The sequence below is a fragment of the Mycobacterium bohemicum DSM 44277 genome (genome assembly GCF_001053185.1).
GTDB classification, from domain to species: Bacteria; Actinomycetota; Actinomycetes; order Mycobacteriales; family Mycobacteriaceae; genus Mycobacterium; species Mycobacterium bohemicum.
In genome coordinates this window covers 508,427-533,340 of sequence record NZ_CSTD01000003.1, presented here as the reverse complement: position 1 = coordinate 533,340, position 24,914 = coordinate 508,427, and the positions used below count along the sequence as shown (strand labels likewise).

At 71.1% G+C, this 24,914-nt stretch carries 25 protein-coding genes and 1 pseudogene; 8 read left to right on the top strand and 18 right to left on the bottom strand.

Features of this window, described 5'->3' with window-relative positions; all coding sequences use genetic code 11:
- Positions 1 to 50: 50 nt before the first annotated feature.
- On the top strand, positions 51 to 857 hold the full coding sequence (locus BN971_RS17130; RefSeq protein WP_085180909.1) for a universal stress protein: 807 nt from the start codon (positions 51 to 53) through the stop codon (positions 855 to 857).
- A gap of 3 nt (positions 858 to 860) precedes the next feature.
- Here the strand turns inward: BN971_RS17130 and BN971_RS17125 are convergent, their stop codons facing one another.
- The 12 genes from BN971_RS17125 to BN971_RS17070 all read right to left on the bottom strand — a co-directional run bounded on the left by BN971_RS17125 (position 861) and on the right by BN971_RS17070 (position 12,079).
- A complete protein-coding gene (locus tag BN971_RS17125) occupies positions 861 to 1,229 on the bottom strand; it encodes a SpoIIAA family protein (RefSeq protein WP_085180908.1) in 369 nt (122 codons plus the stop codon).
- A gap of 9 nt (positions 1,230 to 1,238) precedes the next feature.
- The gene (locus BN971_RS17120) at positions 1,239 to 2,111 is read right to left on the bottom strand and encodes a universal stress protein (protein WP_085180907.1); all 873 of its coding nucleotides are present in this window, start codon (positions 2,109 to 2,111) and stop codon (positions 1,239 to 1,241) included.
- A gap of 13 nt (positions 2,112 to 2,124) precedes the next feature.
- Positions 2,125 to 2,664: a GNAT family N-acetyltransferase gene (locus BN971_RS17115; protein WP_085180906.1), complete on the bottom strand. Its 540-nt coding sequence runs from the start codon at positions 2,662 to 2,664 to the stop codon at positions 2,125 to 2,127.
- A gap of 92 nt (positions 2,665 to 2,756) precedes the next feature.
- On the bottom strand, positions 2,757 to 4,406 hold the full coding sequence (locus BN971_RS17110; protein ID WP_085180943.1) for a sensor histidine kinase: 1,650 nt from the start codon (positions 4,404 to 4,406) through the stop codon (positions 2,757 to 2,759).
- Positions 4,407 to 4,695: 289 nt separating this feature from the next.
- Positions 4,696 to 5,367, bottom strand: coding sequence for a hypoxia response regulator transcription factor DosR/DevR (gene dosR / locus BN971_RS17105; RefSeq protein WP_085180942.1), 672 nt, complete (start codon positions 5,365 to 5,367; stop codon positions 4,696 to 4,698).
- 98 nt (positions 5,368 to 5,465) lie between these two features.
- The gene (locus BN971_RS17100) at positions 5,466 to 6,296 is read right to left on the bottom strand and encodes a universal stress protein (protein WP_085180905.1); all 831 of its coding nucleotides are present in this window, start codon (positions 6,294 to 6,296) and stop codon (positions 5,466 to 5,468) included.
- A gap of 12 nt (positions 6,297 to 6,308) precedes the next feature.
- The gene (locus BN971_RS17095; protein WP_085180904.1) at positions 6,309 to 7,091 is read right to left on the bottom strand and encodes a universal stress protein; all 783 of its coding nucleotides are present in this window, start codon (positions 7,089 to 7,091) and stop codon (positions 6,309 to 6,311) included.
- A 138-nt stretch (positions 7,092 to 7,229) separates the two neighbouring features.
- Positions 7,230 to 8,210: a 1-phosphofructokinase family hexose kinase gene (locus tag BN971_RS17090; protein WP_085180903.1), complete on the bottom strand. Its 981-nt coding sequence runs from the start codon at positions 8,208 to 8,210 to the stop codon at positions 7,230 to 7,232.
- Positions 8,211 to 8,228: 18 nt separating this feature from the next.
- Positions 8,229 to 10,262 carry an erythromycin esterase family protein gene (locus BN971_RS17085; protein ID WP_085180902.1) on the bottom strand — a complete coding sequence of 678 codons (2,034 nt, stop codon included), beginning with the start codon at positions 10,260 to 10,262 and terminating at the stop codon, positions 8,229 to 8,231.
- A gap of 166 nt (positions 10,263 to 10,428) precedes the next feature.
- On the bottom strand, positions 10,429 to 10,668 hold the full coding sequence (locus tag BN971_RS17080) for a hypothetical protein (protein WP_085180901.1): 240 nt from the start codon (positions 10,666 to 10,668) through the stop codon (positions 10,429 to 10,431).
- Positions 10,669 to 10,752: 84 nt separating this feature from the next.
- Positions 10,753 to 11,022 (bottom strand): DUF1918 domain-containing protein, encoded by a 270-nt coding sequence (locus tag BN971_RS17075; RefSeq protein ID WP_085180900.1) that lies wholly within the window; start codon positions 11,020 to 11,022, stop codon positions 10,753 to 10,755.
- Positions 11,023 to 11,083: 61 nt separating this feature from the next.
- Entirely contained in the window at positions 11,084 to 12,079 is a 996-nt protein-coding gene (locus BN971_RS17070) for an Acg family FMN-binding oxidoreductase (RefSeq protein ID WP_085180899.1), read from the bottom strand.
- 205 nt (positions 12,080 to 12,284) lie between these two features.
- On the opposite strand from BN971_RS17070, the gene acsA reads away from it, so the two are divergent.
- The 7 genes and pseudogenes from acsA (at position 12,285) to BN971_RS17035 (ending at position 18,994) form a co-directional block, all read left to right on the top strand.
- Positions 12,285 to 14,093: an acetate--CoA ligase gene (gene acsA, locus BN971_RS17065; protein WP_085180941.1), complete on the top strand. Its 1,809-nt coding sequence runs from the start codon at positions 12,285 to 12,287 to the stop codon at positions 14,091 to 14,093.
- A complete protein-coding gene (gene pdhA / locus BN971_RS17060) occupies positions 14,090 to 15,067 on the top strand; it encodes a pyruvate dehydrogenase (acetyl-transferring) E1 component subunit alpha (RefSeq protein WP_085180898.1) in 978 nt (325 codons plus the stop codon). The genes acsA and pdhA overlap by 4 nt, the downstream gene beginning before the upstream one ends.
- On the top strand, positions 15,064 to 16,041 hold the full coding sequence (locus BN971_RS17055; protein ID WP_085180897.1) for an alpha-ketoacid dehydrogenase subunit beta: 978 nt from the start codon (positions 15,064 to 15,066) through the stop codon (positions 16,039 to 16,041). Before pdhA ends, BN971_RS17055 begins: the two co-directional genes overlap by 4 nt.
- Positions 16,038 to 17,071: pseudogene (locus tag BN971_RS17050) on the top strand (dihydrolipoamide acetyltransferase family protein). The gene BN971_RS17055 and the pseudogene BN971_RS17050 overlap by 4 nt, the downstream one beginning before the upstream one ends.
- A 6-nt stretch (positions 17,072 to 17,077) precedes the next feature.
- Positions 17,078 to 17,341, top strand: coding sequence for a phosphopantetheine-binding protein (locus tag BN971_RS17045; protein ID WP_085180895.1), 264 nt, complete (start codon positions 17,078 to 17,080; stop codon positions 17,339 to 17,341).
- A 112-nt stretch (positions 17,342 to 17,453) separates the two neighbouring features.
- Positions 17,454 to 18,431 carry an Acg family FMN-binding oxidoreductase gene (locus BN971_RS17040; RefSeq protein ID WP_085180894.1) on the top strand — a complete coding sequence of 326 codons (978 nt, stop codon included), beginning with the start codon at positions 17,454 to 17,456 and terminating at the stop codon, positions 18,429 to 18,431.
- A gap of 143 nt (positions 18,432 to 18,574) precedes the next feature.
- Complete coding sequence (locus BN971_RS17035; RefSeq protein ID WP_085180893.1) at positions 18,575 to 18,994, top strand: pyridoxamine 5'-phosphate oxidase family protein; 420 nt, start codon at positions 18,575 to 18,577, stop codon at positions 18,992 to 18,994.
- Here the strand turns inward: BN971_RS17035 and BN971_RS17030 are convergent.
- Genes BN971_RS17030 through BN971_RS17005 form a run of 6 tightly spaced genes read right to left on the bottom strand, consistent with a single transcriptional unit; the run spans position 18,936 to position 24,872 of the window.
- Positions 18,936 to 20,387 carry a bifunctional lysylphosphatidylglycerol flippase/synthetase MprF gene (locus tag BN971_RS17030; protein WP_245836717.1) on the bottom strand — a complete coding sequence of 484 codons (1,452 nt, stop codon included), beginning with the start codon at positions 20,385 to 20,387 and terminating at the stop codon, positions 18,936 to 18,938. The genes BN971_RS17035 and BN971_RS17030 overlap by 59 nt on opposite strands.
- 1 nt (position 20,388) lies before the next feature.
- Positions 20,389 to 20,871, bottom strand: a complete 483-nt coding sequence (locus BN971_RS17025) for a hydrogenase maturation protease (RefSeq protein ID WP_245836715.1) — start codon at positions 20,869 to 20,871, stop codon at positions 20,389 to 20,391.
- Entirely contained in the window at positions 20,868 to 22,160 is a 1,293-nt protein-coding gene (locus BN971_RS17020; protein ID WP_085180892.1) for a Ni/Fe hydrogenase subunit alpha, read from the bottom strand. The genes BN971_RS17025 and BN971_RS17020 overlap by 4 nt, the downstream gene beginning before the upstream one ends.
- The gene (locus BN971_RS17015; RefSeq protein WP_085180891.1) at positions 22,157 to 22,927 is read right to left on the bottom strand and encodes an NADH-quinone oxidoreductase subunit B family protein; all 771 of its coding nucleotides are present in this window, start codon (positions 22,925 to 22,927) and stop codon (positions 22,157 to 22,159) included. The genes BN971_RS17020 and BN971_RS17015 overlap by 4 nt, the downstream gene beginning before the upstream one ends.
- Complete coding sequence (locus BN971_RS17010) at positions 22,928 to 23,767, bottom strand: FAD/NAD(P)-binding protein (protein ID WP_085180890.1); 840 nt, start codon at positions 23,765 to 23,767, stop codon at positions 22,928 to 22,930.
- On the bottom strand, positions 23,760 to 24,872 hold the full coding sequence (locus tag BN971_RS17005; protein ID WP_085180938.1) for a 4Fe-4S dicluster domain-containing protein: 1,113 nt from the start codon (positions 24,870 to 24,872) through the stop codon (positions 23,760 to 23,762). The genes BN971_RS17010 and BN971_RS17005 overlap by 8 nt, the downstream gene beginning before the upstream one ends.
- Positions 24,873 to 24,914 lie beyond the last annotated feature (42 nt).

Here is a 24,914-nt window from a genome sequence, read left to right as displayed (position 1 = left end):
AAGTTCGGGTGCGGGGCCGGCAGCGGGCTCATCGGACCGGGAGGAAGCGAATGAACCATCCGCAACGGGCGGAGCGGATCGTGGTGGGGATCGACGGTTCGGACGCCGCCCTCCGGGCGGCCGAGTGGGCGGTCGCCGAGGCCGTCAGCCGGAACGCCCCGCTGCGACTGGTCCAGGCCGTCCCCGAGCGCGCCACCGACGGCGGTGCCGGCCTGGAACGAGAGTATGCCGAGACGACGCTGCGCGCCGCCGACGCGGCGGTACAGGCCCTGGGCGAGCCGGTCAAAGTGGAATGCGCCATGGTGCCCGGAACGCCCGAGGGCGCGCTGATCGCCGAGTCGGCGGGCGCGGCGATGGTCTGCATCGGATCGGTGGGCATCGGGCGGGTGGCCCGCAAAGTGCTCGGCTCGACCGCCGACGCCGTGGCCCGCGGGGCGCACTGCCCGGTGGCGATCCTTCGCACCGACGGCGAGGCCGCCGCCGAACCCGGGTGGGTGGCGGTGGTCGTCGACCGGTCCTCGAGCAACGACGCGGTGCTCGAACACGGGTTCCGGGAAGCAGCGCTTCGCGCGGCGCCCATCCTGGCGATGGGCGTGTGGCGCTGGGGCCTGGGCGAAATTCCCTATCGCCAGCTCGAAGACCGCCTCGGCCCGTGGGTGGCCCGGTACCCCGACATCCACGTGATGCCGGCGCCCGCGCGGCACGGGGCCGCCGAATTCCTCACCCACACAACCGAACACATCGGCCTCGCCGTGGTCGGCAGCGCCGACGCCGACAAGGTCGCCCGGATCGTGGGGCCGACGGCTCAGCGTTCGTCAGGCCGCGCCGGTTGTTCGGTGCTCGTGGTGCGCGGCTGACCGCTATCCGGCCGCCCATTGCTTGGCGCGCTCGAGGTCGTCCAGCCCGAAGGTGGCGATCTCGCCGGGGATCATCCACGCCAGCGCGTGCAGGACGTGGGCGACCCAGTCCTTGTCGGACACCACGGCGATCCGCCTGAAGGCCGAATGGTGCGGCATGACGGTGCCGAAGCCCAGCTTGAGGTCCTCGATCAACCCGCCGGGCCCGAAGCCCTCGTAGTCGGACGCGATGACCTCCACGATCCTGATCTCGCCGGTCTTCAGCATCTCTTCCACCGTGGGCTTGATGTCGCGCAGTTCGTCACCGCGCAGGCGCCCCGAGACCCGGATCCCGGTCACTCCCGGCGGCATGTCCGTCAGCAGCTCGATCACGAAACCTCCTCAGCGAACGACGATTACGGGAACCTGCGCGGCCTGGACCACGCCGGAGCTGACGGATCCCAGTAGCATGCCGGGAAACCCGCCGCGGCCATGGCTGCCAACCACCACCAGCTGGGCGCGCTCGGACTCCGTGACCAGCCAGTGTGATGGCTTGTCGCAGTGCAGGATTCGCTCCACGCGGACGTCGGGATACTGTTCCTGCCAGCCGGCCAGCCGTTCGGCCAGGATTTCGTGGCCCTCGTTCTCGCGGTCGTGCCAATCCATGCCGAGGACCGGGAACACCCCGACGTCGCTCCACACGTGCAGCGCCAGCAGGCCGACGCCCCGGCGGGAGGCCTCGTCGAAGGCCAGCGCGGTCGCGGCCTCCGAGGCCGGGGAGCCGTCGATGCCCAGCAGCACCGGCGCGCCGGGGTCGGGCTCCGCGCCGGCGTGGATCACCGCCACCGGGCAGTGGGCGTGATGAACCAGGCCCGTCGTCACCGAGCCCAGCAACAGGCGGCCAAGCGGCCCCAGCCCCTGCGCGCCCGTCACGACCATCCGCGCCTGCGCCGACGCGGCGATCAGCGCCGGCGCGACGCTGGAATAGACTGTCTCCGTGCGTATTTCGAGTGACTCACCGTCGCGCAAGGCGGCGGCCACCGCCTTGCGCGCCCGATCCATGACCTGCTGCGCATCGTCTTTCTGCCACTGCGGCATCTCCTCGTAGAGTTGGCCGACCGGCCAGCCGACGACCACCGGCGGGACGGCGTACATCAGCGTGACGGGCAATCGGTGCATGATCGCCTCGCGGGCGCCCCAGGCGACGGCGGCGTCCGACGCCGCGGACCCGTCGACGCACACCAGCACCCCGTGTCTGCCACCACCTTCGGCCATGTCCCACTCCTCGCTATGAATCCTGTTCGCACAGTTGAAATTCCAGGTGTCGCACCGAGCACTCGCCCGTGGGCGAGCACCGCCACCCGAGCTCGGAGAACACGGTCAGCATGAGATGGTTCTCCCCCAGAACCTCGGCGACGAAGCGGCGGACCCCGTGCGATCGGGCGATCTCGGTCAGGCGGTTCAGCAGGGCCGTGCCCACGCCCCGCGAATGGTCGTCGTGGGCCACCAGGACCGCGACTTCGGCGGTTTCCGGATCCGCGCCGCCGACCGTGTAGTGCGCGACGCCGATGAGCCGGCCGGAGTCGAACGCGCCGACGGCGCAGACACCGTCGGCCTGCCCGGTGAGCGCGCCGACGACCTCCCGCAGGCCGACGGGACGCAGCGTGAAGAACCGGAAGTAGCGGTCGTGGTCGGACAGCTGGTCATGGAGCGCGTAGACGGCGTCGGCGTCGTCCTCGCGCAGGAACCGCATCGTCGCCAGGCGTCCGTCGAGCAAGCGGGCCGTCGTCACCGACTCCCCCACGGGCTGGACCGCCTGATCGCTCACCCTGATGACGCTATTCCACCGCGGTGCGGGTCAGCAGGGCCGTTGGACCCCTTGGTTTGGACTTTTGGTCACGCCGCCGGGCGGGGCCGGGGTCAGTAATCGGTGAGCGGGGCGATCCAGCGGACCCGTGCGCCGCCCTCGGGCTGGTTGGTGATCTCGCAGCTTCCGCCCAGCTGTTCGGCGCGGTACTGCATGTTGGCCAGCCCGCTGCGCCGCGAATTCCCGGCGGGAATGCCGGCGCCGTTGTCGCTGATGTCGAGGGTGAACATGTCGCCGGCGCTGACGTCCACGGTCAGCCGTGACGCGCCGGAGTGGCGCAGCGCGTTGCTGATCGCCTCGGCGGTGACGGCCTCGGCGTGCTCGGCCAGCTCCCCGCCGACGGCGGTCATCGGCCCGTGCATGCGGACCGTGGTGACGATGTCCCGGTTCTCGGTCAGGTCGGCGATCACGCGCTGGATTCGCTGCCGGAAGTCGCCGTTCTTAGACAGCGGGGCCTTGAGCTGGAAGATCGTCGTGCGGATCTCCTCGATGATGGTCTGCAGGTCGTCGAGCGTGCGGTTGAGCCGGTCGGCCACCTCCGGGGAGCGCGACCTGGCCAGCGTGCCCTGCAGGTCCATGCCCGCGGCGAACAGCCGCTGGATGACGTGGTCGTGCAGGTCGTGGGCGATGCGCTCGCGCTCGGCGAGGATGGCGAGCTGCCGGGAATTCTCGCGGGCCGACGCCAGCACGAGTGCCATGGCGGCGTGCGTGGCGAAGTCGCTCATCAGGTCGAGGTAGCTCTCGCTGAACGGCGGCTGGTCGGCGGCGCGGGCGATCGCGATCACGCCCGCGACGTTGTCGTGGGCGCGCAGCGGCATCACGATCGCCGGACGCTGCCCGACGTCGGTGAATGCCTCGATCGGGTAGCGCAGCGCCTCGGTGATGAGCGGCTCGCCGGAGCGGAAGACGGCGCCGCTTGTGGAGCCGTCCACCGGAACTCGCCGGCCGAGCACCTCCGCGGCGTTGATGCCCACCGCGGCGGACACCACCAGCGTGGCGACCTCGTCGTCGGGCACGTCGGCGTCCGCGGGCACCAGCACGATCGCCTGCTCGGCCTCGGTGAGCACGAGCGCGCGTTCGGCGATCATCTGCAGCGGCCGGCGGTGCGGCGCCGCGCCGGACAGCAGCGCGGTGGTGATCTCGCGGCTGGCCTCCATCCACTTCGTCGCTGTGCGCTCGCGTTCGAAGAGCTGGGCGTTGTCGATGGCCACGGCGGCCGCATAGGCCAGCGCGCGCGCGGCGACCTCGTCGGCTTCGGAGAACACCCGATCGGGGCCGACGTGGGTCAGGTAGAGGTTGCCGAACACCGTCCCGCGGATGGTGATCGGCACCGCGAGAAAGGCCCGCATGGGCGGGTGGTGCTCGGGAAACCCGACGGCGGCGGAGTGCGTGGTCAGGTCGTCCATCCGCAGCGCCTGCTCGTCGAGGAGGGACACGCTGAGCACCCCCTTGCCCACCGGGAGGTGTCCGATGCACTCGACCGTGTCGGCGTCCATGCCCTCGTGCACGAACGAGAGCAGGTTCCCCTCGGGATCGCGGACGGCCAGGGCGCCGTACGGGGCGGCCGTCAACTCGCGGGCGGCGGCGATGATCCGGTGCAAGGTCGCGTCGAGGTCGAGATTGGAGCCGATCTCGACGAAGACGCGCAGCAATTGCTCCATCTGGTCGCGGGCCGCCAGCAACTCATCGAGTTGCGCGTGCATCCTGTTGACCAGCCCACGCTGTCCCAGCCCGGCGAACGCCGAACCCGTACCCTTGTCGGTCACCCCGACAAAACCTCCACGACATGCTCAGGGCTAGGACCACTTGGGGGCCCCATGGGCTGTGCGACATGTCACGTACACAGCGCAAATGCCACCACCAGCTTAGCCCGGACCGGTCGCGGCGCCTAGGACGGTGCCCGGGACCGGCGCCGACGACGCGGGGCGCGGGCGCCGGGTCCGCCAGCAAACCCGATCCGGGGCCGGGGCGCGCGTCGGTGCGGGTTGCCGGTCAGTCCGGCTGCGCCGACGAGGGGCTGTTGGCCTGGCCGGGGTGCGGGCCGAGCCTCGACGCGAACACCGCGGCCTGGGTCCGACGCTCCATACCCAGCTTCGCCAGCAACCGCGACACGTAGTTCTTCACCGTCTTCTCGGCGAGGAACATCCGCGCGGCGATCTGCCTGTTGGTCAGACCTTCACTGAGCAGCCCCAGCAGCGTTCGTTCCTGTTCGGTCAGCCCGGACAGCGGGTCTTCCCGCTCGGCGGCGCCCCGCAGCTTGGCCATCAGCGCGGCCGCCGCCCGGTTGTCCAGCAGGGACTTGCCGGCGCCGACCTCCTTGATGGCGTGGGCCAGCTCCATGCCCTTGATGTCCTTGACGACGTAGCCGCTGGCCCCGGCGAGGATGGCCTCGAGCATCGCCTCGTCCGAGGTGAACGACGTGAGCATCAGGCAGCGCAGGTCCGGGTGGTCGGACACCAGGTCGCGGCACAGCTCGATCCCGTTCCCGTCGGGAAGGCGCACGTCGAGCACCGCGACGTCGGGCTGCAACGCCGGGATCCTCGCCTTCGCCTCGGAGACGGAGCCGGCCTCCCCGACGATCTCGAGTTCGGGATCCGACGCCAGCAGGTCGGCGAGACCGCGCCGCACGACTTCGTGGTCGTCGACCAGGAAAACCTTCACCATGACGAACCCCTCCTGCCGGCCGGTTGGCAACGCGGTCCGCGCCGCGGTGGTGCCAAACGACCGAATCAATATTTCACACCCCCATCATGGCCCGAAGGTCACATGTGCTGCCGATTGACGATGAGCAACGAGCAGCCGGCGTCCTGGAGCACGGCGCTGCCGGCCGGTCCGACCAACTCGGCGAGGTGCGCACGGTTGCGGGCGCCGACGATCACCAACCCGATGCCGCGGCGGCTGCCGGCCACGTACTCCAGCAGGCTGCGGTGCACCGCGACCGGCTCCACCCGCACTTCCGGGTAGCGCCGCTTCCACGTCGCCAGCCGCCTGTCGAGGTCGGCCAGCGCCCGCCGATCGCTTTCGGTATCGGCGACCACCGGCTCGCCCGGCTCGCCCCGCCGGCAGACCAGCGCGCGGACGGCCGCGCCGCGCAGCCGGGCTTCCTCGGCGGCGGCCCTGAGCAGGCCGCCGTTGTCGGCGGCCTCCTCCACCTCGACGACGATGTCGTCGGCCGACGGGCGCGGGTGGTGGTCGTGGCCGCGGATGACGGCCACGGGGCAGCGCGCCGACACGGCCAGTGCCGCGGCCGTCGAGCCCACCCGCCCCGCCTGGAAGTGCCGCAGCCCGACCGCTCCGACGCAGACCATGGCGGCCGCAGCCGAGGCGCGGATCAGCGACCCGACCGCGGGGCCCTGCACGGTTTCGCTCTCCACCTTGACCTGGGCGCCGGCGGCCTCGATCGCGGTGCGGGCCTGCCGGAGGGCGGTGTCGGCCGGGGCGCCGCCGCTTTCGGCGTCCTCGATCGCGTGCAGCAGGCGCAGCGGGACGTCGCGACTGACCGCCTCATCCACCGCCCAGAGCGCCGCCCGAATCGCCGCCTTGGACCCGTCGACACCCACGACGACCGGCTGCGGCTTGGCTGACTCGTTCATGCGGGCCGGGTTCTAGTGGCGGACCACAAGCACCGAGCAGTCCGGATATCCCAGGATCGGATGGCAGTTCGGCGTGGCCAGTTCGGCCATCCGCTCCCCTTCCGCGCTGCCCACCACCGCCAGTTCGATTGCGTGGCCGGCCTTTCCGCTCGACCTCAGGCCCGTGCCGGCGGCGACGGTTTCCACGTGCACATCGGGGTAGCGCCGCACCCAGCTGTCCAGCCGGCGGTCGATCTGTCGCACGGTGGCGTGCCGCCGCCGCCCCTCTTCCATGGCCTGGTGCACGACCTCGTCGTTGTCCGGCTCGTCGTTGAGGACCACCGCGATCACCCCGAGTTCGGTCGGCGACCCGTCGGGATTGGTGCGGATGATCGCCACCGGGCAGTGCGCGCTGGCCACCAGGCCGGCGGCGGTCGGCCCCAGCAATCCGTCGGACGCCCATCCCCGCCTGGCGGTTCCCACGCACACCATGGCCGTCGCCAGGGACTCGTCGATCAGCACCTGCGCCGGATCCCCGGACAGGATCGCCGTCTCGATCTCGACGGGCTTGCCGCGCTCGCCGGTGGCGCTCATCACCGCGCTTTCCGCCTGCGCGAGCGCCATTTCGGCGCGTTCGAGCTCCCATTCGGACGGCGGCGCCGGGCTGTCGTGCGCCTCGCGCCGGGCGATGACATAGACGAGGCGAAGGGGCAACTGGCGGCCGATCGCCTCGTCGACCGCCCACTTGGCGGCGTTGACCGCGGCCTGGGAGCCGTTGATGCCCACGACCACTGACTTGGCGTCCAGCTGGTTCATGTCGCTCCTACCGATTGGCTTGGGTCCAGGCTATTGCGCCGGATCGCCGCGCGGAGGGGTCGTTAGGCCTCATCTGGAATGCCGTTCGTCCCGCTGGCCGGCGGGGCCGCCACCGGCGTTCGGTCCGCAAGCGGGGGCCTAGGCGCCCGCGCCGATGTCCGTGGGCTCGGGGACCAGCTCGAACAGCCGCTCCACCTCCGCGCGTGGGCAGACCGCGGTGCCGGGCGTCATCAGCATCGCCGCGCCCGCCGCGACCCCCAGAGCCACCGACTTGACCAGTGGCCACCCGCGACAGAGCCCCACCGCGATCGCCCCGACCATCGCGTCACCGGCCCCCACACCGCTCCCGCTCGGCATCGGGATCGACGGGAAGCGTTGGGCCGCATGGCCGGTCGCGAGCAGCGCGCCCGCCGCGCCCAACGAGACCAACACCACCTCCGCGCGGCCACGCTCGATGAGCTCGCGCGCGGCGGCCAACTGCTCGGCCTCGGTGTCCAGCGGCCGCCCGACGCATTCCCGCAGCTCCCGCAGGCTGGCCTTGAGGAGGAAAACCCCGGAGGAGACCTGCCGCAGGCCGCCGCCCGAGGTGTCCAGGATGAGGCGCACGCCCAGCTGCCCGCACATGTCGGCGACCCGCTGGTAGAAGTCGGTGGGCACGCCCGGCGGCAGGCTGCCGCTGGCCACCACGAACTCCGACGACCGCGCCGCGATCCGCAGCTCCTGCAGGCAGCGTCCCTGTTCGTGCGGACTCAGGTGCGGACCGGGCAGGACGAACCGGTACTGCTCGCCGCTGCTGGTCTCGTTGACGGTGAAGCTTTCCCGCGTCGCCGCGCGGATCGGGATCTCCGCGAAGGGCACCCCCGCGTCGCTGAGCAGCCGGGTCATGTGGCCGCCGTGCGAGCCGCCGGCGGGGAACACCGCGAACACCGACCCGCCGAGCACGTGGGCGACGCGGGCGACGTTGATGCCGCCCCCGCCGGGGTCATAGCGCGTGGCCGAGCAGCGCAGTTTGTCGGTCGGGCGCACCACCTCGACGCTGGTCGTGATGTCGAGCGCCGGGTTCATGGTCAGCGTCACGATCCGCGGTCGGTTCGCGGTCGGGTCGGCCGGCATGGTCATGGCATGGCCTTTCGCCGGCTACAGGCCGCTCGGATACGTCTCGGGTGTTTCGCCGGCGATCCACAGGCTGGTCACCTCGAGGGGCTCCAGCGCCCGGGTGGTGTCGATATGGATCATCGCGTCGAATTGGTCGGCCGGGCGGACGTGGAAGTAGTGGCTTTGCCGCTCGGTCTCGGGCCGATAGATCACGCCGATGGCCCGGCCCAACCGGACGGCGCTCAGCGGGTCCGCGGCCTCGGGGGTCAGCAGCGCCGACGTCAGGAAGGCGTCCCTGCCGGTCTGGTGCAGCAGTTCTTCGATGCTGCCGGCCAGCGCGGGGCGCACGGCCTTGCGCTCCGCGACGCCGCCCCAGTCACCGGCGGCGGTGACGGTGCCCGTGTAGGTGCTGAAACCGATCAGCCGCGCCCGGTCGCCGAACCGCTGACGGGCCAGTTGGCCCAGCGTGAGCTGCCCGTCGGCGCTCACCTCGGTGGCGCGCGCGTCGCCGACGTGAGAGTTGTGCGCCCACACCACGATTCGGGCGGGCGGCGCGTCCCGGTGGCGGTCGAGGTGGTTCAGCAGCGCCTCGAGCGTGTCGGCCATGTGCTGGTCGCGCAGGTTCCACGAGTTGACCCGCCCGCTGAACATGGCCCGGTAGTACACCTCGGCGTCGCGCACGGTCTGCGCGTTGCGCTCCGCGTAGAACAGGTCGTCCTCGGCGAGCAGCCCGTCCCGGCGCGCGTATTCAAGCGCGTTGCGCTGGATCTCCACCAGTTGCTCGACGGCTTCGCGCTCGCAGGACGGGCCCGCCCCGAACGCCGCGGCGTAGCCGTAGGCCTGACCGTCGTCGGCCGACGTGTGGTCGAAGCAGCCGTACCGCTCCCGCGCCCGCGCGGCCGCCTTGGGGTCGACCCGGTCGAGATAGGCGATCACCTCGTGCATCGACCGGTGCAGGCTGTAGAGGTCCAGGCCGTAGAAGCCGGCCTGGCGCTGCGCGCCCGAACGCCGGTTGCGGCCGCGCAGCCAGTCGACGAAGTCGCGGACGACGGTGTTGCGCCACATCCACGCGGGGAAGCGCTCGAAGCCGCTCAACGCCTCGTCGGCGCCGGTGTCGTCGCCGAGCCCGCGCACGTAGCGGTTCGCCCGATAGGCGTCGGGCCAGTCGGCCTCGGCGGCCACGGCGCAGAAGCCCTTCTCCTCGATCAGCCATTTGGTGATCTGCGCCCGCGCCTCGTAGAACTCGTGGGTGCCGTGCGAGCTCTCCCCGATCAGCACGATCCGCGCGTCCCCGATCAGCTCGGCGAGCGCCTCGCGCGGGGGCACGCCGCCGGGTGCGTCGATCGCGACGGCGCCGATCACCTCGGCCGGCGTGTGGGCCGCCGGCTTCGCCGGCACCCCGGTCGTGGGGGTGGCCAGCAGCCGACAGACCTCGTCGTCGGTGACCTGCCGGAAATCCCAGAACGACTCGCCGACGGCGAGGAAGGGGGTGGGCATGCTGGCGCAGACGACATCGTCGACGATCCCGGCGAACTCCCGGCAGGTCGACTCGGGGGCCGCCGGCACCGCGATGACGATGCCGGACGGCTCGGCTTCACGCAAAGCCTGAACGGCCGCCAACATGCTTGCGCCCGTTGCCAATCCATCGTCGACCAGGATGACGGTCCTGCCGGTCACCTCGACGGGCGGACGTCCGTCGCGGTAGGCGGCCTCGCGCCGGATCAGCTCCCGGCCCTCCCGCTCGGCGACGGCGCGCAGGTCTTGGGGATTGATCCGCAGACCGCGCACGACGTCGTCGTTGACCACGACGCGGCCCCCGCTGGCCAGCGCCCCGAACGCGAACTCCTCGTGGCCTGGCACACCCAGTTTGCGCACGATGAACGCGTCCAGCGGGGCGTGCAACGCGGCCGCGACCTCCCATGCGACGGGTACGCCGCCCCGGGCCAGGCCCAGGACGATGACGTCCGGGCGATCGCGGTAGGCGCCGAGCAGGTCGGCCAGCACCCGCCCGGCCTCGCCGCGGTCGCGAAACACCCGCCTTGGCGCCTGCCGGCCGACGTCGGCCGCCCTGGTCATGGCGTGCCCCCACGCGTGCTCATCGAAAGGATGCCCATCGGTGTCTCCTACATCGTCGCCGGACCTTCGAGGTCACCTTCTCCACCCATCCGACCAGCGGTCGAACGTCCGGCGATAGGGACCGAAGTCCCGCGCTCGCGGGTCGTTCGTCGGCTCGCCGGCGCGCTCAGCCCCGTCCGTGCACCGCGCCGAGGTAGGACATGACCCGGTCGCGGACGAGGTCGTAGGCCGACACATCGTCGATGAGCGGGACCAGGCAGCGGTGGCGCAGGAAGCCGTCGAGGCGCCGGTCCAGGGACCAGTCGGGAGAAATGTCGTCGGCGAAGGGCGAATTCAGGAAGTCGACCGCCAGCCCGTCGACGTCGGCATCGGTCAAGAACAGCGGACCGCCTGCGATAGCAGCCATTTCACTTCCTCTGCGTGCGGGATGACCTCATCGTCGCGATGGTGTGAGGGCGCCGCTAGGGTCCGAAGTCACTGACCGCGGGGTTCAGGCGCCGTGTGCACGCTCCCGGATGGCGGACTGCACCGCGGCGAAGCGCGCCCGCGCCCGCTCGTCGGCGGCCTCCTGCTCGGCGGCCGTGACGACGATCGCGTCCGGCCCCGGGAAGATGGTGGTCTCCTCGCCGGTGGTGAGCCACCGGACCCGGAACGGCGGCTCGCCATCGGGCGAGCGCACGTCCGTGACCAACCCGCGCACGTCGCCATGCCCGACCGTGCCGCTCTTGACCACGAGCCAGTCCCCCGCCTTCGCTTTCATCACACACTCCCTCCGGGCTGAATAACGCTCTCCTACAACACTTTTCCCTGCCGCTCCCGCATCAGGGCCGAACCTCCAGGACCTCGGCCAGGGGCCGGCGCGGGGTCGGCTCCGGGGGCTGTCCGGCGGCTACTGCCCCCACGCGGACCAGCACCTGCGGCACGCACGCGGCGTCGGGCAGGAGGTCGCGAACGACGTCGCGGCCGGCCTGCAGCTCCGTCAGGTGCGTCACCGCGCAGGTGGCCAAGCCGGCCATGGTGCATTCGAGCAGGACCGCCGACAGCGCCTGACCGCAGTCCAGCGCGTCGGTGCGGGTGTTCTCGGGCGTGGACAGCACGACGATCTTGGCCTCGTCACCGGCGCCGGGCGACCCTTTCGCGGTGTCCGGGTCGCCGGGGAACCGGCGGTTCACCTCCACGGCGCGGGCCTGCGGCCCGGTCGGCAGCGCGCCGGGCGGTATCCCCTCGGAGTCCCTGGAAGGCGCGGTCCACCACAGCAATTCGTGGTGATAGGAGTCGTCGTAACGGCGCAGCGCCTCCGTCAGGTGCGACGCCTCGATCAGGCGGGGGCGCGCATCGTCGCCCAGCACGTCCAGGGTCGCGAACGCGCCGTCGAACGCGCTGCGCAGAACGGGCTCGAAGGACGCCCAGTCCCTGGGCGCGCGGAACGGGCGCCGATCGGTCCGGCGGCGCGAGATCGCCGCGGCGCGGTCGCGGCGCGCCTGCGCGACGAACTCGGGCCCCAGACGGGGCGAGGCGAACTCGATCGACGCGAGGTGATCGAGGTTGTTCGGGTTGGGAAATCGCTCGACGGTGGTCTCCCAGCCCAGGGCGGCCATCGCGACGCGGAAGTGGTCGAGCACCGCGCCGCAGCTGATGATCGACTGGCGGCCCGAGCCGTCGGTGAACTCCACGATCCGGTGCGGGTCGGCGAACAGGTCGACGCTCGCACCGTGGGCGACCCACCGCCACGGCTGGCTGTTGTGCAGCGAGGGCGCCCGGCACGCCAACTGCACCGCCGCCTTGATCGCCTCGGTGTCGACCGTCGCCTGGGTCATCGCCTGCCCTCCCTGTCTGGTGTAGACCCTCGGGCATGCGGGGCGCGGGGCGCCAGGGTCCTTGGTCCCCCGGCGCAGCGTCATTGGGCCCCGCCCGGCGCCGGCAAGACCCTCGACGGCCGGTGGTGACTTTCGTCTCTATGCGGGCCCGCCGGGCCCGGCGAACGATGAAGGCACCCAGCAGCCCATGGGACAGGACTGGCGCATGGATGTCATCCGCAAGACGGCCGACGACCTCGAGGTCCGGCCCAACCTCACCGACTACGAGCGGGCCCGGGCACGGTTTCGCTGGTCGGACCTGCCGGACTTGTGCCAGGGCATGGGACCCGGCCGGTGCAACATCGCCTATGCCGCCCTGGACCGGCACGCGGCGGGCCCGGCCGCCACGCGCACGGCGTTGCGTTTCGTGTCCGACCGGGGCCCCGAGGGACCCCTGACCACCAGGGACCTCACCTACGCCGACCTCGCCGGGCTGGCGAAACGCTTTTCCAGCGTGCTGCGTTCGCTCGGCATCGGCAAGGGCAAGCGCGTGTTCACGATCATGGGCCGGGACCCCGCGCTGTACATCGCGATGATGGGCGCGCTGCGCAACGGCTGCGTCGTCTCGCCGCTGTTCTCGGCCTTCGGGCCCGAGCCGATCGCCACCCGGGTGAACATCGGGCAGGCCGACGTCCTGGTGACCACGAGGGCGATCTACCGGCGCAAGATCGCCAAGATCCGCGATCAGTTGCCGTCGGTGCGGCACATCCTCGTCGCCGACGAGGGCGAGCACGACGGGGGCGGCGACCCTCCGGAGGGCACCGGAGACTTCTGGCGCCTCCTGCACGCGGCCGACGAGAACGCGCCGATCGAGCCCACGACGGCCGACGACCCCGCGCTGCTGCACTTCACCAGCGGCACCACCGGAACCCCCAAGGGCGCCATCCACGTGCACGGCGCCGTCGCGATGCACTACGTCACCGGCCTGTACGCGCTCGACCTTCACCCCGACGACACCTATTGGTGCACAGCCGATCCCGGCTGGGTGACCGGAACCTCCTACGGCATCATCAGCCCGCTGCTGCACGGGGTCACCTCCATCGTCGACCAGGCGGACTTCGACGCCGAGCGGTGGTATCGCATCCTGCAGGACCAGGGGGTCTCCGTGTGGTACACGGCGCCGACCGCCATCCGGATGCTGATCAAGGCCGGCCCGGAACTTCCGGCGCGCTACCACTTTCCCCGGCTGCGGTTCATCGCCAGCGTGGGAGAGCCGCTCAACCCCGAAGCGGTCTGGTGGGGAAAACGCGTGCTGGGCTTGCCCATTCATGACAACTGGTGGCAGACCGAGACCGGCGGCATCATGATCGCGAACACCCCGGCGTTCGATATCAAGCCGGGCTCGATGGGTCGTCCGCTGCCGGGGGTGAACGCCTACATCGTGCGCCGGGGTGACGACGGCACCACCGCGATCGTCGACGAGCCCGGCGTGGAGGGCGAACTGGCGCTGGAACCCGGCTGGCCGTCGATGTTCCGCGGGTACCTCAACGCCGAGGAGCGCTACCGAAGCTCGTTCGCGGACGGGCTCTACCTGACCGGCGACCTCGCCAAGAGGGACGCCGACGGTTACTTCTGGTTCGTCGGGCGCAAGGACGACGTGATCAAGTCGGCCGGGCACCTGATCGGGCCGTTCGAGGTGGAAAGCGCGCTCACCGAGCATCCCGCGGTGGCCGAGGCGGCGGTCATCGGCAAGCCCGATCCGACGGTGGGCGAAATGGTCAAAGCCTTTGTCACCCTGCGCAACGGCGTCGTCGGCGACGAGGACCTGCGGCTGGAATTGCTCGGCCACGCGCGCAAGCGGCTCGGGGCCACCGTGGCGCCCAAGGAGATCGAGTTCGTCGACACCCTGCCGCACACCAGCAGCGGCAAGATCATGCGGCGCCTGCTCAAGGCGCGCGAACTCGGACTGCCCGAGGGCGACACGTCCACCATCGAACGCCAACCCGCCGCCCAGGCCCAGGGGGTGCCCTCGTGACCGATACGAAGCTGGCCCACGAATTCCTGTCCGACATGGTGCGGGTGCGGCGCATGGAGGAGAAGTGCGCGGAACTCTACAGCGCGGCCAAGATTCGCGGCTTCCTGCACCTCTACGTCGGGCAGGAGGCCGTCGCCGCCGGGTCCCTGCGCGCCCTGGCCGACGACGACGCGGTGGTGGCGACCTACCGCGAACACGCGCACGCGCTGCTGCGGGGCGTCCCGATGACGTCGATCATGGCCGAGATGTTCGGCAAGCAGGAGGGCTGCTCCCGCGGGCGCGGCGGGTCGATGCACCTGTTCGACGCGGCCAGGCGCTTCTACGGCGGCAACGCGATCGTCGCCGGCGGCCTGCCGCTCGCGGTGGGCATCGCGCTGGCCGACGCCATGCTGGCCCGCAAGCGGGTGACCGCCTGCTACTTCGGCGACGGCGCGGTCGCCGAGGGCGCCTTCCACGAGTCGCTCAACATGGCGGCGCTGTGGAACCTGCCGGTGTTGTTCTGTTGCGAGAACAACCTTTACGCCATGGGGACCGCGCTGGATCGGGCGCAGTCGCAGACCGATCTCACGGTCAAGGCCGCGTCGTACCGCGTGCCGACCCTGGCCGTCGACGGGATGGACGTCGAGGCCTGTCACACCGCCGCGCAGGAGGGCGTCGGTCACGTCCGCGACACCGGCGGACCGTTCTTCATCGAGTTCCGCACCTACCGGTTCCGCGCCCATTCGATGTTCGACCCCGAACTGTATCGGGACAAGGCCGAGGTGGAACGGTGGCGCGAGCGCGACCCGATCCGCTCCTTCACCAACCTATGCCTGCGCGACGGAACGCTTTCCGACGCCGACGTGCGCGAGATCGAAGAGTCCGCCGCCGCCGAGATCGAGGCCGCGGTGGCGTTCGCCGAAGCCGGAACATGGGAGGACGCCGCCGATCTCGAACGCGACGTGCTGACACCCGCATCGGGGGCGGCACGATGAAGACGACCTACCGCACCGCCGTTCACGACGGGATCCGCGACGCCCTGCGCGACGACCCGCGCGTCGTGCTGATGGGCGAAGACGTGGGCCGGTACGGCGGCACCTACGCCGCGTCCAAGGGGCTGCTGGAGGAATTCGGCCCGGACCGGGTCCGCGACACGCCGCTGTCCGAACTGGGCTTCGTCGGAATCGGAATCGGGGCGGCGCTGGGCGGGCTGCGCCCGATCGTCGAGGTGATGACGGTGAACTTCAGCCTGCTCGCGCTCGATCAGCTCGTGAATACCGCTGCGGCCCTTCGCCATATGTCCGGCGGTCAATTCTCCGTCCCGCTCGTCGTGCGGATGGCCACCGGGGCCGGGCGCCAGCTCGCGGCGCAGCACTCGCACAGCCTCGAGCCCTGGTACGCCCACGTTCCCGGCATCAAGGTGGTCGCGCCCGCCACCGTCGAAGACGCCTACGGCATGCTCGGCCCGGCGCTGGCCGACCCCGACCCGGTGGTGATCTTCGAGCACGTCCAGCTCTACAACACCTCGGCCGACATCGAGGCGCTGGCCCCCACCGACATTTCCGGTGCGGCGATTCGCCGCGGCGGCAACGACGTCACCTTGGTGGCCTACGGCGGCTCGCTGGGCAAGGCGCTCGACGCCGCCAACGAGCTATCGCTGGCGGGGATCGACTGCGAGGTGATCGATTTGCGGGTCCTGCGCCCGCTCGACGAGGGCACCGTGCTCGAGTCCGTGCGCAAGACGCACCGCGCCGTCGTGGTCGACGAGGCCTGGCGCAGCGGCAGTCTGGCCGCCGAGGTCAGCGCGCGGATCATGGAGGGCGCGTTCTACGACCTGGACGCGCCGGTCGCCCGGGTGTGCAGCGCCGAGGTGCCCATGCCCTACGCCAAGCATCTGGAGCAGGCGGCCCTGCCCCAGGTCCCCGGGATCGTGGCCGCCGTGCAGAGCCTGTTCGGGGAGCGGCCATGATCGAATTCGTCATGCCCGCACTGGGTTCCGACATGGACGAGGGCACGCTGGACGAATGGCTGGTCAAACCCGGCGACAAGGTGAGCCGCGGACAGGTCGTCGCGGTGGTCGAAACCACCAAGGCCGCGGTCGAGGTCGAATGCTGGCACGAGGGCACGGTCGGCGAGCTTCTGGTCCCGGTCGGTGAAACCGTCCAGGTCGGAACGCCGTTGGCCACCCTGCTGGAATCGGGCGAGCAGGCGCCGGCGAGGCCCCGCGAACGTCTCCAGCCCGCGGCGAAGTCGACCCAGGCGACGGCGGCGACACCGCCACGCCGAAGCCGGTCGCCAAGGCCGCCACCAAGCTGACCGGGGCCGACCGCGCGGCGCAGATGCGCAAGTCGATCGCGGCGGCGATGAGCCGGTCCAAGCGGGAGATCCCGCACTACTACCTCGCCGACGAGATCAACCTGGAGAACTCGCTGACCTGGCTCACCGCGCGAAATGCGCAGCGCTCCATCGACGAACGCGTGCTGCCCGCCGTCCTGCTGCTCAAGGCCGTGGGCCTGGCCGCGCAGAAGTTCGGTGAGTTCAACGGGTTCTGGCGCGAGGACGGATTCGAGCCCGCGACCGGCGTCCACGTCGGCGTCGGGATCTCGCTGCGCGGTGGCGGCCTGGTCGCGCCCGCGATTCACGACGTGCCGGACAAGAAGCTGGACGAACTGATGGACGACCTGACCGACCTGGTGGCCAGGGCGCGCTCCTTCTCGTTGCGCAGTTCGGAGATGTCCGATCCGACCATCACCGTCACCAACCTCGGCGACCAGGGCGTCGACAGCGTCTTCGGCGTGATCTACCCCCCGCAGGTGGCGATCGTCGGGTTCGGCCGGCCCGCCCAGCGGGTGCGCGTCATCGACAACGGCATCCGGATCGTCCCGACCGTGCAGGCCACCCTCGCCGGCGACCACCGCAGCAGCGACGGTCACCGCGGCGCGCTGTTCCTCGCCAAGATCAACGAGCTGCTCGGCCAGCCCGACCTACTGGAGAAGTGACACACCATGACGACGACGAATGAGGACACCCGGGCCGTGGTGTTGTCCGTGCTGACCACCATCGCGCCCGAAGTCGATCCCGACGACATCAGCGACGACGACCTGCTGCGGGACCAGGTCGACCTCGACTCGATGGACTGGCTCAGCTTCCTGCGCGGCATCCACAAGCGCCTCCACGTGGACATCCCGGAAGCGGACTACGCGTCGCTGCGGACACTGGCGGACGTCGTCGGCTACGTGGAAAAGAACGCCACCGGGGCCGGAGGGTGAAACGCACGGCGGTAACCAAGGACCCCGCCGTCAGGGCCGATTTACCCTTGGCGCCGAAGTCGCGGCTTCCTACTCTCGGCAGCAAACCGACGCTCGGCGAGGGGCTGACAACATGGGGACACCGTTCGACACCCAGGTGATCAGGCGAGCCGTGCATCTGGCCTGCCGGGCGCCCTCGGTGCACAACAGCCAGCCGTGGCGCTGGGCGGTGCAGGACGACGTCTTGCATCTGTTCGTCGATCGGGACCGGGCCGTGCCCGGCACGGACAGCACGGGCCGCGAGACGATCCTCAGCTGCGGCGTCGTGCTCGATCACCTCCGGGTCGCCATGATTGCCGCGGGCTGGGAGCCGAAAATTGAGCGGTTCCCCGATCCGCACGATCCGGATCACCTCGCTGCGATCGAGTTCGCGCCCGTTGCGCGCGTCACCGGCGCACAGCTCGACCACGCCCGGGCGATCCTGCAGCGCAGGACCGACCGGCTCCCGCTCGGCGTGCCGACGTATTGGGACCTGTTCGAGCCCGTCCTGCGCGGCACGCTGGCCGACGGCGCGGTGATGCTGGACGTGCTGCCCGACGACGCCCGGCCGCAGCTGGCCAAGGCCTCGCAGCTCACCGAGGACTTCCGCCGCGCCGACGCGTCCTACCACGCCGAGCTGGAGTGGTGGACCTCGCCGTTCGCGCTCACCGAGGGCGTACCGCCCAGCGCGCTCGCCTCCGACCGGGAAAGTCACCGGGTGGACGTGGGGCGCGAGTTCCCCGTCCGCGGGCACCAGGACAGGCGCCCCGAGGTCAGGGCGGACTGGTCCAAGATCCTCGTGCTCTCCACCCCGCAGGACACCAGGGCCGACGTGCTGCGGTGCGGCGAGGCGTTGTCGGGCGTGCTGCTGGAGTGCACCCAGGCCTTCATGGCGACCTGCACGCTGACCCATCTGATCGAGGTGGAGGAGAGCCGCGACCTCGTGCGCAGCATGCTCATCGAGGGCGGCCACCCGCAGGTGCTGATCCGCGCCGGGATGGCACCGGCCACCGAGCAGCCGCCGGCGCCGACCCCGCGCCGCCCGCTCGACGACGTTCTGGAAGTCCGATAACCACCCGCGAGTGAACTGGCCCGCGGGCGGCAAGCAACTTTGGTCCCTGCGACGCGGGACCTTCGGCCGCCGCCCGCCGGTGCCCGGTCCAATACCCTGGGCGCTATGCCAGTGCCGTCGCACGTAGACCGAGGGGATCGCTGATGCCGCTAACCGATGAGAGTTCCTCCATCCTGCCGGTGCACGAATGCTGGGACCTGCTGGCGGGCATGTCCCTGGGGCGGCTGGTCACGAGCGTCGACGGGCAGCCCGAGATCTTTCCCGTCAACTACGCCGTGCAGCGGCGCACCGTGCTGTTCCGGACGGCGGAGGGCACCAAGCTGGTCAGCACCGCGATCAACCATCGCGTCCTGTTCGAGGTCGACGACCACAACGTCGCCGAGGGGTGGAGCGTCATCGTCAAGGGCAACGCGCGCTCGCTTCGGACCTACGAGGAGATCGAGGACGCCGAGCAGGCCCAGGTGTTGCCGTGGACATCGTCCGAGAAGTCGCACTACGTGCGGATCACTCCGGAGTCGGTGACGGGCCGCCGTTTCCGGTTCGGCGCTCCGCTGGAGCACTGACCGCTCCCGGCCGGTGCAGGCGCCGCGGCCGGGGCACGAACTCCAGCGACAGCAGCACCAGCAGCGCGGCCGGGATGTGGTGAACGCACAGGATCACGTAGCGCCGCTCGGCCAGCGCATGGAACTTGCGCAGATACCGATACAGCGACTCCAGCCGGATCAGCGGGTCCAGCAGGTGGATCAACCGCAGGGCGATGCGCTGCGGCAGGCCCGGGCATTCGGCGTCGAAGATCTCGGGAAAGGCCGCGAAGGCCAGCGAAAGCCGTTCTGCCCCGTGCTCTTTGGCGTGGGCGATCATGTCGGCGGTGAGCCGCTCGTCGACGCCGTTGGGGGCGTCGGGCCGGCGGAAGGGCACGTCGAGGCTGACTTCTGAGCCCCCGCCGGCGGTCGCGTACCGGTGAAACGCCACCACGCGCCCGCCCCGGTCGCGCGCGACGGCCAGCCTGACGCCGGGAAACCGGCCCTGCAGGGCCGCGTCGAGGTTCATGCAGAACCCGCGCTCGGTGCGCGCGGCCCGGTGCGCGGCGTAGAGGACCTCGGTCAGCTCGGCGGTCAGCGCGCCGCCCAACTCCTGCTCGTCGACGATCTCGGTGGTCACCCCGAAGTTGTGGGTGCGTTGCACCGCCTGGCGCAGGTTGCGGTAACGGCGTCCGTGAAAGGTGAAGCGGCGGACGTCGACCACCACGTCGCGGCCGATCGGCACCGCCAGCATGGGCTGCCCCACCGTCTCTTTACACCACAGCCCGACGTGTCGTTCGCCGCCGGCGAGCACGATGATCTGCCAGCCGCGCGCGCGGCACATGCGCACGAATTCGGCGACCAGGTCGCCGAATTGGTCGGGATCGCCGATCGGGTCGCCGCTGACGACGGCGAACCCCAGGCGGGTGCGGTAGGCGATCGCCGCGGTGCCCGCGGCGTTGAAGTGGTAGCTCTTGCTCGAGTGCATCGCGAAGGGCGCCAACGCATCCCCGCGCGTGGCGTCGACGAGCCGCCACACCCGTTGCAGCTGTTCGGGCTGCGGCCGGGCCGCGGTGGGCAACATCAGCGCGAGCCCGCTGCCGGCCAGCAGCAGGTTGCCGGGCGCGTCGAAGCCCAGCAGGCGCACGAACACGCCCCCGGCCAGGACGGCGGCCGCCAACAGCGCATGCCCGACGGTCACCGGGCGGCCCAGGAAGATGCCGCGCGCGATCAGGGCCACCGCCACGAGCAGTCCCACGGACCAGCCGAACCTGCCCGCGGCAACGCCGTGGCCGAGGTGCTGGCGCGCGACCAGCACCGCCAACGAGGCCAGCACGCCCAGCAGCATGAGCACGCCGACGAAGCGGATCGCCGGAGTGCCGGACCTGACCAGGACCGCGCCCGCCCGCCCGCGAGGGCCATTCGTCGTCGCCACGTTAATCCGTTGCCCGCCCGCCGATCTCCCGCACCACCAGGCGGACCGCCTCCGGCACGGCGCGCGACACCTGCGGGGTCAGGCCGGTGCCGTGACCCGTGTCGGCGACCTCGATCGCGAAGATCACCAGCTCGCCCGGCGCGCGGCCCAGCGCCGCGGCCAGCTCGTGGCTGTGACCGACATCCACGGCGTGTGAACTCAACCCGCCGCGCCCGGCCCGCACATCGTCGAGGCCGCATCGGCGTATTCGTCCCGGCCGCGGCGGGGCCGCGGCGTCGGCGACCGCGGCGTCGATCACGATGGCCAGCCCGGCTCCCGACCAGGCCTCCACCAGGCCCATGGGGTCCGCAATGCCGCTCGCCACGACGACATCCGGCAAGCCCAGACGCTCGAGCGCCGCGGCGACCGCGGGACCCACGCCGTCGTCGCGGCGGTAGGTGTTGCCCAGGCCGACCAGCACGGTGCCCGCGCGGCGCTCGCTCACCCCCGGTGCACCGTCAGCGTCAGGAAGTGCGCCGAGCAGGAGATGCACGGGTCGTAGCTTCGAATCACCTTCTCGCACAACGATGTCAGTTCGTCGTCGGCGAGAAAGAGATTGTCCGACACCACCCGGGCCAGGTCGGCTTCGATGGCGGCCTGGTTCTGCGACGTCGGCGGGATCATCGTCGCCGCGGACACCAGCCCGTCGGCGCCGATCTCATAGCTGTGATACAGCAGCCCCCGGGGTGCCTCGCTGACGCCGTGCCCGATCCCGGGCCGGGCCGGGACGTCGACGAAGGGCCGCGCGGGACGCTCGTAGGAGTCGATGATCCGCAGCGCCTCCTCGATCGCGTACACCACCTCGACGGCCCGGACGACGATGCTGCGGAAGGGGTTTCGGCATTCGTCCGCGAGCCCGGCCGCCGCGGCCGCCTGGGCCGCCACCGGGGACAGCGCCGAGGAGTTCAGGCAGTAGCGGGCCAGCGGGCCGGTGACATAGCGGCCGCCGTCGAGGGTCGCGTGCAGCGCGGTCGAGTGCGGCACCTGCAACTCCCGCACGTGCGCGGTGAACTCGGGCACCGGAAACGACGGGCCGGCGCTGCGCGCGATGACCCCGTTTTCGATCGGGTACCGCCCGTCCTGGCTCAGCGCCAGCATCTCGTGGTCGACTTCGAGGTCGGGGAACTCGAACCCGGCCGCCCACTCGACGGTCGCCAGCGCGTCGTCCAGCGCGCGGCGCAGCTGCTCGGCCACGGGCGCGAACTGGGATCGGGTCGGGACCGAGTAGAAGCCGCCCAGGCGCACATTGATGGGGTGGATCGCCCGCCCACCGACGAAGTCCATCAACCGGTTTCCGGCCTTCTTCAACCGCAGCCCGCGCTCGACGACCTCTCGCTCGTCGCGGGCCATCGCGATCGCGTCGGGGTAGCCGAGGAAGTCCGGCGCGTGCAGCAGGTAGATGTGCAGCATGTGGCTGTGGATCCACTCGCCGCAGTACAGCAGCCGGCGCAGCGCGACCAGTTCGGGGTCGACCTCGACGCCGCAGGCGCTTTCGAGCGCGTTGCAGGAGCTGACCTGGTAGGCGACCGGGCAGATGCCGCAGACCCGGGCGGTCAGGTCCGGCGGCTCGGTGTAGGAACGGCCGCGCAGGAACGCCTCGAAAAACCGCGGCGGCTCATAGATGTTCAGCTCGACGCTGTCCAGCTCGCCGTCCTTGAGCCGGACGTGCAGCGCGCCCTCGCCTTCCACTCGCGTCAGCGTGCCGACGCTCAGGGTGCGGTTCTCCGGATTCACTGCATCCCCCGCCCTTCGGTGCCCATTTCTTCGGCAAAGGCGGCGACGTTGAACGTCGAGAACACCCGGTCGACGTCGCCGTCGGACATGCCGTCGCGGCGCAGCACCGGGATCAGCGTCCCGATCTGGGGTCTGGCCGCCGGGCCGAAGCAGCCGTAGCACCCGCGACTGTGGCTGGGGCACAGCGCGCCACAGCCGGCGTGCGTCACCGGGCCCAGGCACGGCGTGCCGTCGGCGACCAGCACGCACGTCACGCCGCGCAGCTTGCACTCCGTGCACACCGTCTTGGCCGGCAGCCGCGGCTTGCGCCCGATCAGCAGGGCGGCCAGCGTGTCGAGCAGCTGACCGCGGTCGATCGGGCAGCCCGGCACCTGGTAGTCGACCTGCACGTGCGCCGAGGCCGGCGTGGAGGTCGCCAGCGTGTCGATGTAGTCGGGCCGCGCGTAGACCAGCGAGGCGAACTCCTCGACGTCGGCGAAGTTGCGCAGGGCCTGCACCCCCCCGGCCGTCGCGCACGCGCCGATGGTGACCAAAACCTTGGACTGCTCGCGGATTTCGCGGATCCGCTGCTCGTCGTGGCGGGTGGTGACCGAACCCTCCACCAGCGACACTTCGTAGGGGCCGGCGACCACGGCGCTGGACGCCTCGGCGAAGTTGGCGATGCGCACCTGGTCGGCCAGCGTCAGCAGCTCGTCCTCGCAGTCGAGCAGGGTGAGCTGGCAACCGTCGCAGGACGCGAACTTCCACACGGCAAGGCTGGGGGTCATCTACAGCTCCTTGACTTGCATCAGCGGCCCGGCGACGTCGTAGCCGATGACCGGCCCGTCGCGGCAGATCAGCAGCGGTCCCAGCTGGCAGTGGCCGCACAGCCCGATCCCGCATTGCATGTTGCGCTCCAGGGATACCCGAATGTCCTCGGCGGCAACGCCTTTGCCTATCAGGGCCTCGGCGGCGAACCGCATCATCGGCTCGGGCCCGCACAGCAACGCGGTGGTGCGCCGGGGGTCGAGCGCGAGCCGCTTCAGCGGCTCGGTGACCAGGCCGACCTCGCCGTGCCAGCCCTGCACCGGAACGTCGACGGTCAGATGCAGATCGATGCGCGGGTCGGCGGCCCACCGGGCGAGCTGGCCGGTGTAGACGAAATCCGACCGGGAGCGGGCGCCGGCGATCAGCGTCAGCCTGCCGTAGCGGGACCGCCCGGCCAGCGCCGCGAGCACCGCCGGGCGCAGGGGGCACAACCCCACGCCGCCGGCGACCATGACCAGATCCCGGCCGACGGCGTCGTCCATGCCCCAGCTGGTGCCGCACGGGCCGCGCACCCCGACGACGCTGCCCGGCTCGGCGTCGTGCAGCGCGCGGCTCACCGCCCCGACCGAACGGATGGTGTGGGTGAGCGAGCCGTCGGTGACGGTCGGGTCCCCGCTGGTCGAGATCGCCGCCTCGCCCACGCCGAACGCGTAGAGCATCATGAACTCCCCGGGCTCGGGCGTGCGCAGGGCGTGGCGGACCGGTTCCAGGCACAGCGTCGCCGAGTCGGCGCTTTCCACGACGCGGCTGCGCACCCGGTAGGGCACGGGCGCCATCTGCTCGGCGGGGCCCTCACTCATCGCGGGCCATCTTGTTCATTTCCTCGGTGATGTCGATCCCGGTGGGGCACCAGGCGATGCAGCGACCGCACCCCACGCAGCCGGACATGTCGAACTGGTCGTGCCAGGTGCCCAGCTTGTGGGTGATCCAGTGCCGGTACCGCGAGGCCCCGGACTGGCGCACGCTGCCGCCGCCGTGCACGTAGGTGAAGTCGAACTCGTAGCACGACGCCCAGTTCTGCCAGCGTTCGGCGTGCTGGCCGGTCAGGTCGCTGACGTCCTCGGTGCTGGTGCAGTAGCAGGTGGGGCAGACCATCGTGCAGTTGCCGCACGTGAGGCAGCGGCTCGCGACCTCCTCCCACTGCGGCGATTCGCGCGAGCCCATCAGCAGGCCGCGCAGGTCGGCGTCGGGCATCGCGCGGCCCATCCGGTGCGACGCCTCCTCCACTTCGGCTCGCGCGGAGGCGATCTCGTCGCCCTCGGCCGCCCGGTGCGGGACCGCGGCGAGCACGTCGGCGCCCTCGGGTGTGCCGACGTCCACCAGGTAGGTCACGGCCCCATCCTCGAGGGCGTCCAGACGCTCGGTCAGCGCAAGGTCATAACCCGGCCCGGCCGCGGGCCCGGTTCCCATCGACGAACAGAAGCACAGCCCGCCGGGCTCGGTGCAGTTGACCGCGACGATGAAGGCCTGCCGGCGCCGCCGGACGAACGAGTTGTCGGGAAATTGGCCGCGGCCCAACACCTTGTCCAGGGTCGCGATCGCCGCGAGGTCGCAGCCGCGCACGCCGAGGAACGCGTAGCGCGGCGGCTCCTCGTCGGGCTGGACCGTGCCGTCACGGTCACCGGACCACAGCCGTCGCCGCGGCGGGTGCAGGAACTGCTTGAACGACTGCGGTCCCGACGAGTGGCCGAATGCGGCGTCGTCGTCGCGCCGGCGCAGCCGGTAGTGCCCCGGGGCCACGTACACGCCCCAGCCCCGCGGCAGGTCGTCGGCCGACTCCAATTCGTCGAGCACGATCGCGTTGTCGCGCACCGTCGGGCCGACCACGCGGTAGCCGCGCTCGATCAAGACCTCGACCAGGCGGTGCAGCGCGGTCGCGTCGAGCAGCGCGACGCCGGGGCTCATCGACACATCAACCGCCTATTCGACTGTGCTGTATAGCGTTTA